This is a genomic window from Acidovorax sp. GW458-11-26-14-TSB4, assembly GCF_059423865.1.
In genome coordinates, this window is the sequence record NZ_JBWKYR010000014.1 from 44,659 (window position 1) to 64,059 (window position 19,401).

Below are 19,401 nucleotides of genomic sequence, written 5' to 3' on the forward strand. Positions count from 1 at the left end.
CTCACACCACCAGGCACCAATGTCCTCCGGTATACCGACTACCCAAGCTTCCATCCTGTCCGCTGGCGGCGAAATGGCCGGATTGATCGCGCGCTTCGACTGGGCCTCCACCGAACTGGGCCCGATGGAGCACTGGCCCGCACACCTTACGCTGGCGCTGGCCAACATGCTGCGCTGCCCCATGCCGATTGCCACGCTGTGGGGTGAATCGGGCGTGCTGATCTACAACGACCCCTACTCCAGGTTCTCGGGCGCGCGCCACCCGGGCCTTCTGGGCATGAAGATCCGCGAGGCCTGGCCCGAGGCGGCCGACCTCAACGACCGGGTGCTCAAGGTCTGCCTGGCCGGCGGAACGCTGACCTACGAAGACCAGGAGCTGAGCCTGAACCGTGACGGCGTGTACAAGCCGCTGTGGGTGGACCTGAACTACTCGCCTCTGGTGGACGACGCGGGCACCCCCGTGGGCGCCATGGCCCTGGTGGTGGAGACCACCGACAAGGTGCTGGCCGACCGGCGCCTGCTGATGGAGCGCGAGCGCTTTGCCCAGCTGTTCGAGCAGTCGCCCAGCTTCATGGTGCTGCTGCAGGGTTCCAGCCATCGCATCGAGCTGGCCAACCCCAAGTACCTGGAGCTGGTGGGTGACCGCACCCTGGTGGGCCGCACCGTGGCCGAGGCGCTGCCCGAAGCCGCCGAGCAGGGCTACCTGGCGATGCTCGATGGCGTGTACACCAGCGGCAGGGCTGCAACTGCCTTCGGTGCGCGTTTCGACATCCAGCAGCACGCGGGCGAGCCGGTGAGCGAGCGCTACCTGGACTTCGTGTACCAGCCGATCCGCGACACCTCCGGCGCGGTGACGGGCATCTTCGTGGAAGGCCTGGACGTGACCGAGCGGGTGGCCGCAGAGGCCAAGCGAGACGCCCTGATCGAGTTCACCAGCCAGTTGCGCGGCCTTGCCGACGTGGACGACATCAGCCTGGCCGCGGCCCGCATCCTGGGCCAGACCCTCAAGGTGAGCCGTGCAGGCTATGGCCGCGTGGACCACGATACCGACATGCTGCGGGTGCAGTGCGACTGGACGGCCCCAGGGGTGCCGACACTGCAGGGAGAGCTCTGCCTGCGGGACTTTGGCACCTTCGTCGACTCCCTCAAGAAGGATGAACTCGTCAGGGTAACCGATGTGCGCACGGACCCCCGTACTGCGGTGGCAGCGCAAGCGCTGGAGTCGCGCAGTGCGCGTGCTTTCATGAACATCCCCGTGGTGGAGCACGAACGCCTGGTGGCCGTGCTCTTCGTGAACCAGAGCGACGTGCGCCAGTGGACTCAGGAAGAATGCGAGTTCATGCGCGAGATTGCAGGCCGCACCCGCACTGCCACCGAACGCGCGCGCTCCGAAAGCGAGCTGCGCGGCAACGAAGCCCAACTGCGCGAGATGAACGAGTCGCTGGAGCGCAAGGTCACCGAGCGCACGAACGAGCTGATGGAGGTGGAGGCGAAATTCCGCCAGTCGCAGAAGATGGAGGCCATTGGCCAGCTCACGGGCGGCATTGCGCACGACTTCAACAACCTGCTGGCGGGCATGAGCGCCAGCCTGCAGGTGCTGGAAAAACGCCTGAACGCGCGCAACTTCGACAACACCGAACGCTACATCGGCATGGCGCAAAGCTCGGTGCGGCGCGCGGCCTCGCTCACCCAGCGCCTCTTGGCGTTTTCACGCCGCCAGACGCTGGACCCGCGCCCCACCGATGTGAACCGCCTGGTGGGCGGCATCGAGGAGATGGTGCGCCGCACCGTGGGCCCGTCGGTCGAGGTGGAGGTGGTGGGCGCGGGCGGCCTGTGGCTCACGCAGGTGGACCCCTCGCAGCTGGAAAACGCCGTGCTCAACCTGTGCATCAACGCGCGCGACGCCATGGCCCCCAACGGCGGGCGCCTGACCATCGAAACCGCCAACAAATGGCTGGACGACCGCGCCGCCGCCGAGCGCGAGCTGCCCCCGGGCCAGTACATCTCGCTTTGCGTGACCGACACCGGCGTGGGCATGGCGCCCGAGGTGATCGCGCGCGCCTTCGACCCCTTCTTCACCACCAAGCCCATGGGCCAGGGCACGGGGCTGGGTCTGTCGATGGTGTACGGCTTCGTGCGCCAGTCGGGCGGGCAGGTGCGCATCTATTCCGAGCCCGGCCAGGGCACCACCATGTGCCTGTACCTGCCGCGCTACGTGGGCGACGCCGAACAGGCCGGCCAGGAGGCCCTGCCCAGTTTCGACCACAGGGGCGATGGCGAGGTGGTGCTGCTCATCGAGGACGAAGCCACCATCCGCGGCCTGATCGCCGAGGAACTCGAAGACCTGGGCTACAACGTGATCTCGGTGGGCGACGGCCCCGCGGGCCTGCACGTGCTGCAGTCCGACCGCCGCATCGACCTGCTGCTGACAGATGTGGGCCTGCCCGGCGGCCTGAACGGCCGCCAGGTGGCCGACGCGGGGCGCGTGACGCGACCGGACCTGAAGGTGCTGTTCATCACCGGGTATGCCGAAAACGCCGCCGTGGGCAATGGGTTATTGGCGTTTGGGATGGAGGTGATTACCAAGCCGTTTGATGTGGCGGCGTTGGCGGCCAAGGTGCAGGAGATGATTGAAAGGTGACGGAATAGCTTCGCCAACGATTTTTCTGGCGGCGGGTAAAGAAATCACCCCGTGTTCGCATCTTGAAATGAACGTATTCTACGATCACAGGTTGCTCTTGCGCCTGCAGCAAGCGCTCCCCCTGCGCTTAAGGTCCGGCACAGCATACCCTCGGCAATCTCAAAATAGTTTTCAATTTATTCTTTATCTGCAGCAAGATCACGATAAAGAGGCTCCGCAGCCTTCACAATCGACGCCCAAGCAGGATGCGTTGAGACTATTTCATGCGCCTCACTCAAGGAAATTTTATACTCCCTCATGCATGCTTTTATCGTTTGCACTATGGTTGCACCATCTGCATGCTGCTTTGCAATAAATTCAAATTTTTCCATATTCCTACTTTTTCAAATCCCAGGACCTAGACCAAGTTGAACCCGGATTCGCAGAAGAACTGTTCAGGGCACGGATACCATTAATTTCAAGAGCATCAAAACCGTGATGTGCTGCCCAACCTCTCAAGTCACCAAACCCGCGATATAACTCGCGAGACATCCCGCTAAGCGGCGAGTTTGAGCGGGCATACAGGATGGAATTATCTAGAATCAGCCGCCCATCTTGCACTACCACGTCAGCGATAAAGTCAACAGGTCCTTTCGATGTCATAAAAGTCCGTTCAACGATATCACCAGTTGCTGGGCAAAAACCACCAGACTCAGCTGCCTCAACAATCCCGCGCGCCACCGGTGTCATGCGAGAAACACTCGTCGGAATCTGCGCCACCATCGGACTCATGGGCGATACCACAGCCCCATTGACGCCAGATGCACTTGCAATAAATTCCGTGAGTGCAGGAGCGTAACGGTACAACGCGCTTTGCGCCATCGTATAGAGACGCATGACTGGGTGGAGCCCGTAGGGATCTACCTCATTTAGCGAACTGCCGTTTACATACCCAAACCGATTGAATCCCCCCTCCAGCCCAATCGGATCAGCCTGCGTATACCGCCCCCGCTCCGCACTGTAGCTGCGGAAGTAGTTGTAGTGCAGGTTGCTTTCTTTGTCGTAGTACTGTCCCGGGTAGCGCAGGTTGAAGGTCACTTCGGGGATGGTGGTGGTGCCCGTGGTGGGGGTCGTCGTTTCGTTGGTGAAGCGCTTCGATCCCAGGGTGGGCTGTTCGTCCCCAAACGCGCTGTACGCCCATTGCCAGGCCACCTGACCATCGGCCTGGGTGAGCTTGCGCGGCGTGTTCACGTGGTCGCTGTGCACGGCATACGCCACGCCATTGACGATGGCGGCAATGGGCATGGGGCCGTTGGCCGTGGGCAGGTAGATGTACTGGGTGGTGCCGCTGCTGTGGCTGCCGCCCATGCCGTATTCACCCAGCAGGGTGCCGTCCTGGCCGTAGACGTACGCGAAGCCGAGCTTTTGCGCGTCGCTGGTACCGGGGCTCCACAGGCGGGTGAAGAATTCGAAGGCGGTCTGGATGAGGCCCTTGTCCTGTTCCTTTTCTTTCTCCGCCGCTTCCTGGTCTTCCGGGTCGGCCAGGAGGTTGTTGAGGTTCTTGCCGCTGGTGGTTCCACCTGATCCGCTACCGCTGGCGAACAGCGGTTCGGTCTTGAACACGCGCTGGCCCAGGGCGTTGTGGGCGTACTGGGTGCTGGGGGCGTCTGCTCCCGTGCCGGTGGTGACTTTTTCCAGGCGTTCCTGGCTGTCGTACTGGAACGTGCGCAGGCCGTCGCTCAGCAGGTCGCCGGCGGCGTTGTACTCGTAGGTGACGCTGGTGCTGGCGGTGCTGGCGCCCGTTTGCGTCTGGCTGAAGCCGGTCTGGCGGTTGGCGGTGAGGGTGTAGGTGCGGTTGGTGGTGGTGCCTGCGCGTTGCTGGCTGCTGCTGGTGCGGTTGCCGTTGGGGTCGTAGGTGTAGGTGACGGTGTCGGCTGGGGTACCGCTGGCGGCGGACTTGGTGAAGCTGGTGATGCGGCCTGTGGGGATGTAGGTGACGGTCCAGGTGGCCGGGGCCTGGGTGACGGTGCTGGCCTGGGCGTCGGTGCTGGCGGGCTGCATCAGGTTCTGGGTGAGGCTGGTGATGCGGCCTGCTCCGTCATACACATAGCTGCTGAACTCGGTGTTGGTCAGCTGACCTGCGGTGTTGTAGCTGCGGGTGGCGGGGATGGCCGCCGCGCCGCCGGGCAGGTTCCAGCTCCAGCCGGTGGGCTGGCCCAGGGGGCTCCATGCGATGCCGCTGACCAAGGGTTGGCCGGCCCAGGTGAGGCCGGTGAGCTGGCCGGTGGCGTCATACACGTGTTGCAGGACCTGGCCGCCGGGGTAAGTGGTGCTGGTGAGCAAACCCGTGGTGGCGTTGTAGCTGTAGGCCAGGGTGCGGGTGTCGTTGTTGATGAGCTTCTGGGTCTGGCTTGTCACCCGGCCGTGCAGGTCGCGCTGGTAGGTGGTCAGGCCGCTGGAATCTTCGATTTCGGTGAGGTAGCCCTTGGCTGCGGTGCTCTGGTCGTAGCGCAGGGTAGTGGTGCCGCCGGTGTGCACGATGGACGTGGGGCGGCCCAGCAGGTCACGCGTGATGGTCGTTGCCTGGCCCAGGGCGTTGGTGATGCTGACGGGCAGGCCCAGAGCGTCGTATTGGGTGGTTTCGCTGCCGCTGTCGGGGCTGGCTTCGCTGGTGGCGTTGCCCAGGGCGTCGCGGGTGTAGGCCGTGGTGACGCTCTTGGGGTCCGTAACGGACGTAACCCCATCCAGGGCGTTGTATGTCAGCGAAGTCGCAGCGTTGGACGCGTCGTAAGCGGTCTTGACGCGGCGCAGGCCGTCCAGCGTAACCTGGTTGTGCTCGCTGCTGCCACGGCTGGTCTGGACCAACTGACCGTTGTTGTCGTAGGTGTTGACCCTAGATGAATGCGGGCCCAAGGTGGTGCTGGCAACCAAATTCATTATGTTGATGGTACGTGCCAGTTTCCAGGCCAGTTGCCCCTGGCTGTCGCGCACTTCCTCGTCGGTCCGGTTGCCCATGGCGTCCAGCACATAGGTGCCGGTATTGCCACGGTTGTCGCTCCAGCCTGTCATGCGCTGAGCTGCGTCATAGGCATACGTGACGCTGTAGCCATGCGCAAACGTGGCCGTTGCAATGTGTCCACTAAGGCGATAGGTCAAGGTGGTGACTTGCCCGCCGCGGTTGATGGTGAGCACGCGACCACGCGCATCGTAGGTATAGCTGCTCACCAAGCCGTTGGGTGCGGTGTGGCTAAGCACGCGGCCTGTGCTGTCATGGGTGTAGGTGTCCACATGGCCCAGGGCATTGGTGCTCTGGGTGAGGTTGCCCAGGCTGTCGTAGGTATAGCTGGTGGCGGCCCCGTTTGGGGCGGTCTCAGTGGCAACCAAGCCGGCCGAGTTGTAGGTCCACGTGGTGGTGCGCGCCACGCCCCCCGGCCCCGTGCCCGTGAGGGTGCTTGTCAGCACGTTGCCTTGGCTGTCGTAGGTGTAGCCAGTCGTGCGGCCAGGCTCTGTGACCTCCACAGGCAAGCTCCAAAGGCTGTGCCAGGCTGTTGAGGTCGTGCGGCTTTCCGGCTGGTTGACGGCCTCGATCTTTGTCAGGGGAAGGCGGCGAGCGTTATCCCAGGTAAAGGAAGTGGAGAAGCCAAGGAAATCTTTTTCGGAATCAATGAGGCCCAAAGAGTTTTGCACGCGGCTCGCGGCATTATTGGAGTATCCGCCCGAGGCGTAATCGCTCGATACGATAGCCAGGCTGCCGCCATTTCTCCTGTAGGAGTAATTGCGAGTAACCCCCAGCGGATCTTTGACGGTTGTTGAACCATTGTGAGCTCCTGGATAACCCACTTCATAAACAGACACATTTCCGGCGCGCTCTGTTTTGACTGCAGCGCCACCGTTGTAGGTGAAGGTTGCCAAGCGTGTCCCATTTTCATCCACAATGCCGGTGATTGCTTGGGGGAGTGCCGAATTTTCGTAAAGATAGGACTTGGATGCGCCGTCTGCAAACGTTGCTGTTTGCAGCCGCCCAGAACTGTCGTAGCTATACGTAGCCTTCACCGCCGTATCCAAGCTGACACTGGACAGTTGCGAGCCGTAGTAGGCGAAATGCAGCGTGCGACCGAACTGGTTGGTGACAGTCTGCAGTTTGTCGCCTGGGCCGTAGCCGTATTGGTAGGTCCAGCCATTTCGTTGCTGGTGGCTGAGCAGTTTTCCAGAAGCATCGAACTTGCGAACGACATCGTCAGACGCAGACTTGTGGATCCAACCCGGAGGGGAGGCTTCCAAAGTGTCGGCGCTGTCCAGCGCAATCCAGCCATCGCCGGAAGGCAAGAACCACCTCTCCGATCCGTCACTCAGAAAAATAGTGAGCTTTGCAGGAGATGGCTTTACTCGTGCTGCGGCTCCCACCGCAGGCTCATGCTGAAGACGCTCTGCGTAGCTGTGAGACCAGCCTGCACCTACAGCGCTTTGACTCAAGCTTCTCCGATGGAGATAGTTGCGGGAGAACCCCAGTGGATGGGCAGACAGGTCGGAGAAGTCATCCTCGTTGAGATACTTTTCTCCGGTGCTCAAGAGAATGGGGTTCCTGGTACTACCACCTGGTCCACTGTAGGCTGAGGCCGGGCAGGAAGCTCCACTCAAGCCGCCAGGAATACTATTTTTCAGCTCGCACTTACCACCTCTTTCGGTATATCCAAAATTGCAGTCGCAGTCATTGGCTACATAATTTCCTGAATTGGCTGGGCACGGGTAGTAGGCAGTAACTCCAATGTACGTATACATATCATAGGATGTTCCTTTTTGCCGCAACCACCCTCCGCATGCAAGATTTGTCCCATCTTGATCGATGACCTCAACGACTGTGAATGTGAATTGATCATTCGGACTGCTCCCACGCCAAGCAGAATAGGCGTCACAATAGCCACGCTTGGTATAGTACGGTTGTCCCAGCTCTTCAGTGTATCCATACCCAAGGTAATACACCTCGCGCGGAACAGCCGCATTGATGCATTGCGACGAGACAAGCAATAATCCAAAAATCGAGGCAATTCCTGCATGCCTTGGCGTTAGAAACTGCAGTCTGGTGATTTTCAAAAACCCGACGATGAGTTTTTCCAGAAGATTTACCGAAGCGCGAGCAAACAACACACCAGCCCGCTTTGCAGCAGAGAACATAAACTCCCTCCCAATATTTTCTTGACTTTTTATGGCATCTTGTTAGAGCAGATCTCAACAAGAACGCAACATAGGCATTGCCTTTATTACCGCATACTGTACATGCGCTCAATGCGAAGGCCTGTGCTTTTGACGAGCGCGTTGTAAGCATATGTTGCAGGGCCCGATGAACGTTTTGTCGGCGTGTTCACGCACCCGCAGGGTGCAGAGTGCACGGCACCTTCAGACGAAGGGTAGGCAGAACCAAACAGCTGTGCGAGGCACGGGGCGGTCGCCATCTTGGCGGCCCTGCACATCCCGCGCCAACCGCCCCCCCGCAAACTGCCACCGCACAGTCGCCGGGACAAAATTGCGGCAGGTCGCCCGCACATGCCCTGCGAGCGCAGCGCCCATTTACTCCGGCAACACCTCGAACACCACAAACTGATTCGCCTGCGTATCCGCCGTGAAGTTGTTGTCCGCCGCCAGCACGATGGTGCGATGGCCGTTGGGCAATGTCTTGCCCCAGGTGATGGCTTCGATGTTGTCGAGCTTGACGCCCTGGTAGGTGATGGGCATATCGAGCAGCAGCTTGCGGGTCATGGGGGTGTAGGCAGCATTGCCTGCCAGGCTGGCCATGCTGGTGACGTTGGTGGTGGCGTCGGTGATCTCGGTCAGCACCAGGCGGATGGTGTTGCCGATGCCGGAGGCAAAGGCGCGTTCGATGGCGATGAATTTCTTGTTGCCGATGGCCAGCATGTCCGACAGGCCGTTGTCGGGGCCGAACGGGGCGCCGGCGGGTGCATCCACCGGGATCTTGGGCAACTGGTAGGCGTACTGGGCCTTGGCGTTTCCGGTAGCGGGGTCCATGGCGGTCACGCGCACCACGCTGCCGGCCTGGATGGTGGTGATGGGGCCGTCCTGCACCAGGGCGTCTTCGTTGGCCACGAACACGGTGCCATCGGGCGCCACGGTCAGGGCCTCGAAGAGCTTGTTGCTGCGCCCGCCCGTGGTGCTGTTGTCCACGTAGTTGTAGGCCGCGGGCGTCTTGAACTCGCGCACGAACTTGCCGGCGGTCGTCATCTCGCGCAGGAAGGGCTGGAACAGCGTGGCTGGCGTGGTGCCCCAGTTGCCTTCGGACGACCAGTACAGGTTGCCGTTGGGCGCCAGGCGGATGGCTTCAGGGTCCACGGTGCGGGCGTTGGCGGGGAAGGTGGTGCCGTCTTCGCGCTGCATATACGTCTGGCGGTTGACCTTGACCGTCACCGGGCCGGTGGCGCCGTAATCGATGCTCAGGTTGTAGAAGCGCGGCGTGCCGCGCTCGCCGCCCCGGTCGTCGGAGATGGCCCAGTAGCTACCGTCGGTGGCCTGGTCCAGGCCCGAGATGCCGCCGAATTCCACGCCCTCGAACAGGGTGCCGGTGGGCAGGGACGCGGTGCCGATCAGCTTGAGAGATGCCACCCGGGATTCGCCGTTGTCGTCGTCACTGCCGCCGCAGGCGGCCAGAGTGGCAGCGGTCAGTGCGGCCAGGGCGAAAGCGGCGGCCGTGCGGCGCCAGGCGGAGGTGTTGAGTGCGAAGCCCATGCTGTGTGTCTTTCTTTCTGCGGGAGGTTGGGAAAGCACGGGAGCTTGGGGGGCGAGTGCGTCACGTGCGTGACACAGTCGGGCCCTGTTGCGTCGAGGAAACAAGCGGGCCCGGCGGGCCGACGGGCGCTCAGGAGGCAGAGCGCGCAAACAATTCCGGGTAGTGCACCACGGCGCCGTGCTCGCACACTTCGAGCACCCCGCTGTACCCCACGGTAGGCGCGTCGTACTGGTAGCGCACGGCATCCAGCCGCCGATAGACCTGCGGCAGCTCCTGCAGCCGCAAGTCCGGGAAGGACAGCCAGGCAGCAGGGGCCTGCGCCTGCTGCCCCACCTGCAGCGCCATGCGGCGGATGGCGATCATGTTGGTGGCGGGGCTGAAGTTCAGGTCGAAGTCCGGGCAGCTTGTGGCCAGGACACCGGCATCGGCCCCAGCTTCACCGCCCTGCCCCACCCGCCAGCGCCCATCGGTCCCGGCGCGAAAATGCAGGTCCACAACGCGTTCGCCGCAATGGCCGCTCAGATGGGCGGCCTGGGTCACCCAGCGCGCATCGACGCTGACCTCATAGCCCATGTCGCAGGCCCGCCCTTCGTCATGGAACACGGCCGTGCCGCGCAGGTCCCAGCCGCCATCGGCGCGCCGGTAGACGCGGCAGACATCGCTGCCGGGGCTATAGAGGCGGCGCCAGAAGAAGGTGTGGTGCAGTGCGGTGGTGGCCGTCTGGGCGATTGGCAGCATGCGGACTCCTTCGATTCGGGTGCCGGGTGCCGCCAACTCGGTCAGGCAGTTGCCACGGCCAGCTTGCGCATGAACACGCTGTGCACATCCGGCGCATAGTCGCCGAACGGCCCGCACTCCACATAGCCCATGCGCGCATACAAGCCCAGCGCCTCGGGCTGCAAGGGACCGGTCTCCAGCGCAAAGCGGGTGCAGCCGCGCGCGATGGCCTCGGCTTCGACAAAGGCCAGCAGCGCACGCGCCAGGCCCTGGCCGCGGGCCTCGGGGCGCACGTACATGCGCTTGACCTCGCCGAAGTCGGCGCCCAGCACCATGGCGCCGCAGCCCAGGGCCACGCCCTGCTCCGAGCGGGCCACGGCGAACAGCACGTTGGGTTGCGAGAGCGCGTTCAGGTCGATGCCATGGTGGCTTTCGGGCGGGTACAGGGGCTTTTGAAAAGCGTCGAGGTCGTCGATGAGTTGCACCACGTCGGCTTGGCGGGGGGATTCCAGTTGGATCGGCATGCGGGCGATGGTACGGGATTGCCAGCCCCGGCGGCCACTGCCCTCACACGGGCCTGTGCACCCACCAGTAGACAGCCGCCCCCGCGCAGGCGAGCCATACCAGAACGAAGACCAGTGCCGCGATGCGGCTGCGGGGGCGCTCCAGCACGCCAGCGGCCTTGTCGCGCGCATCCTGCAGCACCGGGCCGGGCAGCAGGCGCACCACCAGCAGCAGGCCCAGCGGCACGATGAGCAGGTCATCGAGGTAGCCGAGCACGGGGATGAAGTCGGGGATCAGGTCGATGGGGCTGAGCGCATAGGCCGCGACGGCAACGGCCAGGCAGCGCACCGGCCAGGGGGTGCGCGCATCGCGCGCGGCGAAGTAGACGGCAACGACGTCGCGCTTGGTGCGGCGCGCCCAGTCTTTGGCGGTGGTCAGGAAGGACATGGCAGGCGAAGTATGCCCGCATGCACAGCGGCCTTGCCAGGCCCGTCACCGGGCGGCTGGCATCACCCCACGGTCTTGAGGTACCTGGCGCACAGCTGCCCGACGGCGTCGCACAGCGCTTCGGTGCTGGGCGGTGTGCCCGGGGGCTCCATGGGCAGCTCGATGGCTTCGCGCAGCACCCAGTTGTCGTTGTCCACCTGCGAGAAGCTGACGGACATCTTTGCCCAATCGAACACCTGGGCCTCCAGTTCCACTGCGCCGCTGCGGCTGACATAGGACTTGGTGCGGGACCAGCGCAGGCTGCGAAAGTGGCCATGGTATTCAAGGTACAGCACATCGGGCGGGACCCGGGGGTCCGCACCCGATGCCAGGCGCGCGATCACCTCTTTCAGGCAGGTGCGCAGCCATTCGGGGTATTGGCTGGGCTGCCAGTCGGTGGGGCCATCGATCAGTGCAAGGGCGCGATCCCAGGTGGCGCGCTGGACTACATCCTCGGACGCCTTGGGCTTGATTGGCTTCTTGGGCTTGGCCGGCTTCTTGGGCTGCACGCTGGTGGTGAGCGCAGCCACGCGGGCTTGGTACTCGGTGCCCTTGAACAGGCGCGCCTCGGCCGCCCCCAGCTTGCCCTGGGAGGCCAGCGCCTCGGCCAGGACGGCTGCCACGTCGAGGTTGCCAGCGTTCACGGCCAGGCGCAGGGGGGTGCGTCCGCGGGCGTTGGCGGCGGCGGGGTCCAGGCCCCAGTCGATCAACTGGCGCGTGGTGGCCACGGGGTCGCCCCTGCGGTGCCAGGTGGTGGAGAAGCCGGCGCGGCTATTGGCAAGGCCATCCACGTCGCCTGCGGTGTACATCAAGGCATTGGAGCCATCGGGGTTGGTGGCGTGCACGTTGGCTCCACGCTCTTTCAGGAACTGCAGCAGCGGCAGGCTGCCCATGAAGGCGGCCATGAGCAGCGGGGTGTACATCTGGCGGTGGTCCATGGCCTCGATGTCGGCACCCGCCTTGAGCAGCAGGTCTATGGCCTGGAAAACGGCGTCGGCGTGCCCTGCTGGCGCATCGGCACGGAACGCCATGTCGAAAATCTCCCCCCGCATCTCGCCCAGGCCCAGGGCCATGCAAATGGCGGGGTCCTTGGTCTGGCGCGGGTCGCCGCCCGCCGCCAGTACCAGGGCCAGCCGCTCCACCGCACGCTCCTGGAAGTACGAGATGAACTGCCGGCAACACACGGCCAAAGGGGTGGAGTTGCGGTTCTTGCGCTTGTTGGGGTTTGCGCCGTGCTCCAGCATCAGTCGCAGCAACGCGAACTGCGCGTCGACGCGCCGGGCGGCGGATGCCGCGTCGGGGCCGTCGTAGTAGACCCATTGGGCCTGGCATGCCCATTGCACTGCAGACGCATCGTGGTACAGGCTGATGCGGTCCGGGTGCACGCCAGAGCGGACCAGGCGTTCCATTTCCTCAATGCAGGCATCGATACCGAGATCGTCGTCCAGAGCGGCAGAAGGAGAAGTGGCCATGGAAAAGAAAGGTCAGAAAAAAAGAGAAGGCCTGGTCAGGATCTGGCCATCACCGCCAGCTCCTGGTGCAGCAGCAGCTCGACCTCGCTGGGCTCGAACTGCGCCGTCATGAGCGGGATGGCAAAGCTGTAGGTGCCCCCGTCGCGGCGCAGCACCCAGGCCAGTTGCAGGCGCGCCAGCGACTGGCGCAGGGCCTGGGCGTCGGCCTGCACGCCATGGCCCTGCAGCAGGCCGGCCAGCGCGACCAGGCTGGTCTCGCCCTGCTGGGCGACGTGGTAGACCACCACGCGGTCGAGGCGGCAGGCGGCATCGTCGGGCGAGAGGCGGCCCCAGCCGGCCAGGGCGTCCTGCACGGGCTGGGAGGCCAGGGCCTGGTCGAGGTGGCGCTTTTCGATCACGCGCTCCCCGGGCTGCAGCGCTTCCAGGCATTCCTGGCAGAGGATGGCGACCAGGTTGGCGCGCAGGCCGCTGGCGTCCACCAAGCGCTCGACCAGCGCATCGCCGCCAAAGCCCAGGCGCAGGCGGCGCAGCGGCTCGGTGGCCAGGGCCTTGCAGGCCGGGCGTTCCAGCCCGCCAATGGCCAGCACCTCGCCGAAGTTGCGCAGCGGGCTCTGGTAGTCGAGCACGGCCGTGGCATACAGGTCCCAGAAGCCGGCCAGCATGAACCAGCAGCGCCCCTCTTCGCTGAGCGAGCGCAGGGTGGACAGCTGGTGGTAGCCGTTGTTGGACTCGTCGCGGAAGAACAGGTCGGCCTCGTCGATCAGCAGGTACAGGCGCTTGCCGGTGTACTGGGCCTGCAGGTGGTCCACGATGGCTTCGAGCGAAGTGTCGGCCGGCAGGCCGAACTGCAGCGCCATGCGCGGCGACAGCCGGTGGTCGCGCAGCGAGACGTAGTGGCAGACGATCTGCGGGTGGCCCTGCAGGCGGCGCTGCACGGCCTTGAGCAGGCTGCTCTTGCCCAGCTGGCGCCCGCCCACCACCAGGTAGTTGGCGGGCTCGCGGTTGACCACGCGGGCCAGCAATTGCTCACGCCCGAAGAAGGCGCCTTCGCGCGTCACCCCGCCCCGGGTCTGGTAGGGCGAGATGCGCGTCACGCGCAACTGGGCCGCCAGCAGGCGCAGCAGCACCTGCAGCGGTTCGCGCGCCAGCAGCCACTCGGTCTGGCTGGCGCTGTCCACCATCACGTGCAGGTTGGCGCCGTCGTCGGTGTGGGCGCGCAGCAGGGGCCAGGGGTTTTCGGCATCGTGGTCGCACAGGATGAGCAGCACGTCGGTGCCGGTCTGCGCGGCGCGCAACTGGCGCAGCACGGTGGCTTCGTCGAGCCCCGGCGTGGGCACGTAGAGCAGGCAGCGGTCGAGCGAGACCGGCAGGTCGGGCGGGAACTGCCATTCGAACACCGCGCCGGGCAGCGCCCAGTCGCGCGCGGGCTGGCTGCGGGCGGACACGCGCTCGGCCAGCACCATGGACTGGTCGGCCGCATCGTCGTGCGCGAACTGCACGGCGCTTTGCCAGTCGCGCGTGCGGATCTCGGCGGCTTCCAGCGTGGCGCGCAGCCGGCCCACGGTGCGCAGCAGCTGGTCGATGCGCGGCAGGCGCGAGACGGGGGTGCGCAGCAGCTTCTCGGGGCGCAGTTGGGCGGGGCCGATCAGCGGGTGGCGCAGCACCCAGACCACGGCACCGCCAACGAAGATCAGCGCGCACCACTTGATGAGGCTGCGCAGCCCGGAGAATGGGTCGGCCGCTTCCACGGCGGCGATGCGGCTTTGGCGCACGGCCTCGGGGTCCATGTCGTCGCCCTTGCCGTCCTGGCTGTCCTGGCTCTCGGGGCCGGCGGCGCAGCTGATGGGCAGTGCGCCCGCAGGCATGGGCGGCTTGCCGGGACGGCAGGTCCAGTGGTACATGTCGGGCGTCATGTGCAGCAGCACCTGGGTGCCGGCCAGGTGGCCGAGCGCCGGGTCGTTGATGACATCGGCCTGCAGGCGCAGCGGCCCCGGCGAGGTGACGCGCAGCTTGGGAAAGGGTATCTGAGGCGCGTACTTCTGGATGTCCGGCGGCCAGTGGCCCAGCTCCTGGCTGGCCTGCACCATGGCCACGCGCCACTGCACCAGCTCGCCCCACACCGGGCCGATGGCCTCGTAGGTACGCACCGACCCGCGGGTGGCCGGGTTCAGATGCGGCGTGAGCAGCGCGCTGCCGATGAACAGCGTGGCCGTGGCGATGAGCAGCGCCCGCGCCACCGGCCAGGTGATCCAGGACCTCAGTTGCTCGATCATGAAGATGCCGCCTCCAGCACCATGCGGCCCGCATGGCGCACGGTGTCGCAGCGCCAGTGCAGGCGGGCCGCATCGCCGCTGCCGCGCACGTGCACCAGGTTGCCCCAGAACAGGCGGCGCAGGTCGTCGTCCTGCAGGTAGGGGCGCGCGCGGCCCAGGTCATCGGCCTGCAGCAGGCTGCGCAGGCGGTCGCTGGCCGCACCCGGGTGCGCCAGCGGCAAAAAGGTCTGCCACAGGCGCGGGCTGCCGGCCAGGTGCGTGCGCAGCGCGGCCGATGCGGCCTGGGTGGTGTTGATGCCCTGCTCCACCAGCCACTGCAGTCCTTCCTCGAACAGCGCGGGGTGGCCGCCGCTGGCGTCCAGCAGGTGCGAGAGCACGGCCGTCGGCCAGTCGTGGCCGGGCCAGCGCTGGCGCGCGAGGATGGCGAAATCCTCCAGCGTGGGCTCGGGCCAGTGGTTGACCTGGGCGATGTTGAGCAGCGACATGTCGCCGCTGCGGTACTTGAGGTCGGCCAGCGCTTCGCCGCCGCACAGCAGCAGGTGCAGGCGGCCGCTGTGCATCTCGCTCAGGCTGCGCAAAATGCCGGCCAGGGTTTCGCGCAGCGCCGGCGTGCCCTGCTCGAAGCGGCTGACCAGGCAGAACAGGCGCTCGCCGGCCAGCAGCCGCCGCTCCAGCGCGGATTCGAATTCGTAGTCCGACTGCACCTCGCCCAGCCCGCACTGGCGGCCGATGGCGGCAAAGTACTCGGTGGGCGCCGTGCTCACGCTGTAAGGCGGCTGGATGTGCAGCACCGAGGCGGCGCCGTAGTGCTGGCGCGCGCGCTGCAGCAGCTCGGGCCGGAACGGCGGCTGCCCCCAGTGCGCGGGCGACAGCAGCATGGAAATGGGGTACGGCATGGCTTGGGCGAGCTGGGCGAACAACCGCGCCTGGAAGGCGGCAAAGGGCTGGTCGCCATGCGCCGGGGCGGCAACGCCGGGCGCAGCCGCAGGCAGCAGCTCCACCTCGGCCTGCAGCGGAAACTCGGGCGCAAAGCCGGCGGCGCTGAGCAGGCGGTTGGCCTCGGCCTCGGTCAGGCGCAGGTAGCGCGTGCAGGCCACCAGTTTCTCGCGTGAGCGGGCATTGGGCGCCGACATGCCGTTGCGCCAGTTGTTCACGGCTTCGCGGCTCAGGCCGATCTCGGTGGCCACCCCCGAGGCGCTGGCGCGGATGCGGCGCATGTAGAGGGACAGAAGCTCCGGGAACGAATCGTGGGCCATGGATGGAAGGCGGCAAGCCGGTTGGAAGGTGGACGCAGGACAGCAAAAAGAGGCCGAGGCCTCCAGGAGGCATTGTCTCCTGCGCCGGCCCCCTCGGCGGCCAAAAAGCGGGGGCATCGAGCGGCCGCCGCACCCCGCAATGGTCAGCGGGACAGCGGCGGCCGTCACACCAGCCTTTGCAGCATGGGCCATGCCTTGTGGCAGGCCAGGCCGCATGCGGCCAGCACCGGGCTGTACAGCAGGGCCACGCCCACGATGCTCATCAGCCAGCCAGGCTCGCCGTCCTCATCGCCCTCCCCCTGCTTTTTCTGCTTTTCCTCTTCCCCTTCTTCTCCCTCCCTCCCGGCCTTGGCGGCCTTGTTCTCGTCCTCGTCCGGTTCTGCGTCGCCCGTGACTTCCTGCACCAGTACCCAGGCCACGGCAAGCAGCGCCAGTGCCAGCCCGGCCAGGTAGGCGTACTGCAGCCCGGTGCGTTCCAGTGGATAGAAATACCCGGCCAGCAAGGCGCCCGGCAGCACGAAGAACAGGCGCATCAGCCAGCGGTACCAGCCGGAGGCCTCGCCCGGTTCGAGCGCGCCCAGCACCAGCCGGTAGGCCAGCGCGCCCAGCACGAAGATCACCCCGCCCCACCATTCGATCTGTGTCAGCATGTCGTCGTTTCCTGTCGTCTGCTATCAGCGGGTTGCATGGGCCGGCTCGCCAACCGCGGGGCCGTTGTCATCGCCTTCGTCTTCATCGTCGCCATCGCCCTTGATTTCGCGGTGCGTGCGCGCCGCGTAGTACAGCGGCAGCGCCACGGCCAGCACCAGGCCCAGACCCAGCCACAGCCACAGGCCCTTGAACAGCAGCACGGTGACCACGGCGAAGACCGCCGCGTGCAGCAGGCCCTTGAGCGCCGAGCCCAGCAGCACCACGCCGATGACGCCGTCCATGGTGTTCTTGACGCCGTTCTTGCCCATGGCCTTGGCGATCTCCACGAAGGCCTCGGCGGCCTCCTGGGCTTCCTTGCGCTTTTTGGCCTCGTCCTTGATCAGGCGGCCCACGGACTGGGGCTTGGGCGGGTCGTGGGCATCGGCCGCGGCGCGTTCGCCGGGCTCGTCGCCGTCGTCCGGGTCGTGCGCAGGCTCGACAATGGACTGCAGGTGTGGGTACAGCGCCAGGAAGTACTGGCGCGGCACCCACTGTCCCTTGTCGAAGTACATGCGCTGGGTTTCACCGACCTGGTCGTAGAACACGTCGAGCACCGCGGCCTGCAGGCCGTGGCCGAACAGCGCGCCCAGGGGCGACAGCGGCAGCGGGTCGCTGGTGCCGGTATCGAAGTTGAGCTGCAGGTAGCCGGGCGCGGCCGTGACCTGCTGGTTGAACCACTCGGCATTCCACAGGTCCGCCAGAGCGGCGCCCAGCTTGCCGGCCCAGCGCTCGGCCTCGGCGGTGTTGCCTTCGGCGATGTACTGGTACACCAACTGGGCGTATTTGAGCCGGATCGGGTCTTCGAAGAACAGGTGCAGGGTGTGGGCGTTCTGGGACATGGGGGGTGGGCCGGTGCGGGTTGCAATGGCCTTGATTCTTGCCCCGCCCCGCACCGTGCGGCCCCGCAGCCTTGTCCATCGGGACGCGGGGGCTGCTTGACGCCGCGTCAACCGCAGCCTGGGCTACCCTGCCGCGCCACCCGCGCCACCCGCGCCGGCCTGCTGGCTGCGCAGGGACTGCGCCAGTTGCTGCATGTCCATGGGCCGGGCGAACAGCCAGCCCTGGGCGGACTCCACCCCGTGCGCGCGCAGGTAGTCGGCCTGCTCCTGGGTTTCCACGCCCTCGGCGATCATGCGCAGCTGCAGCGACTTGGCCATCTCGATGATGTGCCCGATGACGTTGCGCGTCACGGCCTGCGTGCCGATGGTGCTGACAAAGCACTTGTCTATCTTCAGGCAGTCGAGCTCGAACTCGGTCAGGTAGGACAGGCTGGAGTAGCCCGTGCCGAAGTCGTCGATGGACACCACATGTCCCTGCGCGCGCAGGGCGGCCACCGTTTTGCGGGCCTGGCCCAGGTCGAGGAACACGCGCTCCGTGGCCTCGATGTGCAGGCTGGCCGGGGGCACCCGCATCTGCGCGCAGGCGCTGCGCAGATGGTCGGGCAGCGCCGGGTTGCCGAAGTCCTGGGCCGAGAGGTTGATGGCGATGTGGAAGTTCGGCCGCTCGCGCAGCAGCTCGCCCGCGTCCTGCACCAGCAACTGCACCACGCGCGCCGTCACGCGCTCTATCAGTTGGCTGCGCTCGGCCTCGGGGATGAAGACGTCGGGGCTGACCAGGGTACCGCTGGCGCTGCGCCAGCGCAGCAATGCCTCGGCGCCCACCCAGCGGCCGCTGGCCAGGTCCACGATGGGCTGGTAGACCAGGAACAGCTCGTCGTTCTTGAGCGCGTCGCGCAACGCCGTGGACAGCGTGCGCTGCAACCGCACCAACTGCGCCACCACCAGCGCCAGCAACAGCCCGGCGCCAATGCCCACGGGCAGCAGCACCAGCAGGGCCCGGCTGGAGTCGTGTTCGATCTCGGTGCGCGGAATGGCCACGTAGGCGGCCAGGTCGTAGCGGTCGGAGCGCTTCCAGCCGATGATGCGCTCCCCGTCGAAGATGCTGGTGTCGGGGGCATCGCCCAGCCTGTCCAGCCAGACGGGATCAAAGACCCCGTGGTGGGCCACGGCAGTGCGGCTTTTCACGCCGATGACACCGTAGGACAGCCGGTCCTCGGCGGGTGCCACGTCGAGCGCGGAATCCTTGTGCACCAGGACGGAATAGCCCGTCGTGGGATTGGTGGTCATCACCAGCTGGGAGCCGGTGAGCAACGGGTGCTCGAAGCGTGTGCGCACGTCATAGCCCAGGGCGCTGCGGTAGCTCGGCGCCCCCACGGGGTAGCCGCTGTGCCCGAAGGAGGAGCAGCGCAACTGCCCTCCCGCGACGTAACCGATGTCGATCAGCAGGTTGTACTGCACCACCAGCTTGCGCATGCGGTCGAGGTTGGCGTCGTCGCAGGGGTCGATACCCTGGACCGCGTTCAGCTCCCGGAACACCGCCGCCATCTGGTCGGTGACCTTGTGCGAGCGGTACAGGATTTCGCTGGCCAGGCGGCTCGCGCGGTCGCGCTGCTGCTCGAAGCTGCGGCGCTCGGCCAGCAGCACGGCGGCAATGATGGGCAGGAGCACCGCCAGCAGGCCGACGCCGTACAGCACTGCCAGCCGTGTCTGGATACGCCGCAATGCAACTCCCTTGTGTTCTTGTGATCGGGCCCGCCGCCGCGGCCCCACCCGCACGGCCCTGCGGATACTACTATGGCATGCCAGGA

13 protein-coding genes are annotated in these 19,401 nt (G+C 65.8%); 1 reads left to right on the top strand and 12 read right to left on the bottom strand.

The features are described 5' to 3' along the window. The first annotated feature begins 73 nt into the window (after positions 1–73). Positions 74–2,641, top strand: a complete 2,568-nt coding sequence (locus AC07X5_RS23530; protein WP_494772073.1) for an ATP-binding protein — start codon at positions 74–76, stop codon at positions 2,639–2,641. 176 nt (positions 2,642–2,817) lie between these two features. Here the strand turns inward: AC07X5_RS23530 and AC07X5_RS23535 are convergent, their stop codons facing one another. The 12 genes from AC07X5_RS23535 to AC07X5_RS23590 all read right to left on the bottom strand — a co-directional run bounded on the left by AC07X5_RS23535 (position 2,818) and on the right by AC07X5_RS23590 (position 19,315). Next, a complete protein-coding gene (locus AC07X5_RS23535) occupies positions 2,818–3,012 on the bottom strand; it encodes a hypothetical protein (protein WP_494772074.1) in 195 nt (64 codons plus the stop codon). Between the two features lie 4 nt (positions 3,013–3,016). Then, entirely contained in the window at positions 3,017–7,189 is a 4,173-nt protein-coding gene (locus tag AC07X5_RS23540) for an RHS repeat-associated core domain-containing protein (protein WP_494772075.1), read from the bottom strand. Between the two features lie 996 nt (positions 7,190–8,185). Further along, on the bottom strand, positions 8,186–9,355 hold the full coding sequence (locus AC07X5_RS23545; RefSeq protein WP_494772076.1) for an esterase-like activity of phytase family protein: 1,170 nt from the start codon (positions 9,353–9,355) through the stop codon (positions 8,186–8,188). A 130-nt stretch (positions 9,356–9,485) separates the two neighbouring features. Continuing rightward, positions 9,486–10,094 (bottom strand): putative glycolipid-binding domain-containing protein, encoded by a 609-nt coding sequence (locus AC07X5_RS23550; RefSeq protein ID WP_494772077.1) that lies wholly within the window; start codon positions 10,092–10,094, stop codon positions 9,486–9,488. A gap of 41 nt (positions 10,095–10,135) precedes the next feature. After that, positions 10,136–10,597: a GNAT family N-acetyltransferase gene (locus AC07X5_RS23555; RefSeq protein ID WP_494772078.1), complete on the bottom strand. Its 462-nt coding sequence runs from the start codon at positions 10,595–10,597 to the stop codon at positions 10,136–10,138. A 43-nt stretch (positions 10,598–10,640) separates the two neighbouring features. Next, the gene (locus AC07X5_RS23560) at positions 10,641–11,024 is read right to left on the bottom strand and encodes a YkvA family protein (protein WP_494772079.1); all 384 of its coding nucleotides are present in this window, start codon (positions 11,022–11,024) and stop codon (positions 10,641–10,643) included. Positions 11,025–11,086: 62 nt separating this feature from the next. Continuing rightward, positions 11,087–12,535, bottom strand: coding sequence for an ankyrin repeat domain-containing protein (locus AC07X5_RS23565; RefSeq protein WP_494772080.1), 1,449 nt, complete (start codon positions 12,533–12,535; stop codon positions 11,087–11,089). Positions 12,536–12,570: 35 nt separating this feature from the next. Beyond that, the gene (locus tag AC07X5_RS23570) at positions 12,571–14,808 is read right to left on the bottom strand and encodes an ATP-binding protein (protein WP_494772081.1); all 2,238 of its coding nucleotides are present in this window, start codon (positions 14,806–14,808) and stop codon (positions 12,571–12,573) included. After that, complete coding sequence (locus tag AC07X5_RS23575) at positions 14,805–16,064, bottom strand: hypothetical protein (protein WP_494772082.1); 1,260 nt, start codon at positions 16,062–16,064, stop codon at positions 14,805–14,807. The genes AC07X5_RS23570 and AC07X5_RS23575 overlap by 4 nt, the downstream gene beginning before the upstream one ends. 164 nt (positions 16,065–16,228) lie before the next feature. Beyond that, positions 16,229–16,714 (bottom strand): hypothetical protein, encoded by a 486-nt coding sequence (locus tag AC07X5_RS23580; RefSeq protein ID WP_494772083.1) that lies wholly within the window; start codon positions 16,712–16,714, stop codon positions 16,229–16,231. A 24-nt stretch (positions 16,715–16,738) separates the two neighbouring features. Next, positions 16,739–17,593 (bottom strand): hypothetical protein, encoded by an 855-nt coding sequence (locus AC07X5_RS23585; RefSeq protein ID WP_494772084.1) that lies wholly within the window; start codon positions 17,591–17,593, stop codon positions 16,739–16,741. Positions 17,594–17,716: 123 nt separating this feature from the next. Further along, positions 17,717–19,315 (bottom strand): EAL domain-containing protein, encoded by a 1,599-nt coding sequence (locus AC07X5_RS23590; protein WP_494772085.1) that lies wholly within the window; start codon positions 19,313–19,315, stop codon positions 17,717–17,719. Between the last annotated feature and the right edge of the window lie 86 nt (positions 19,316–19,401).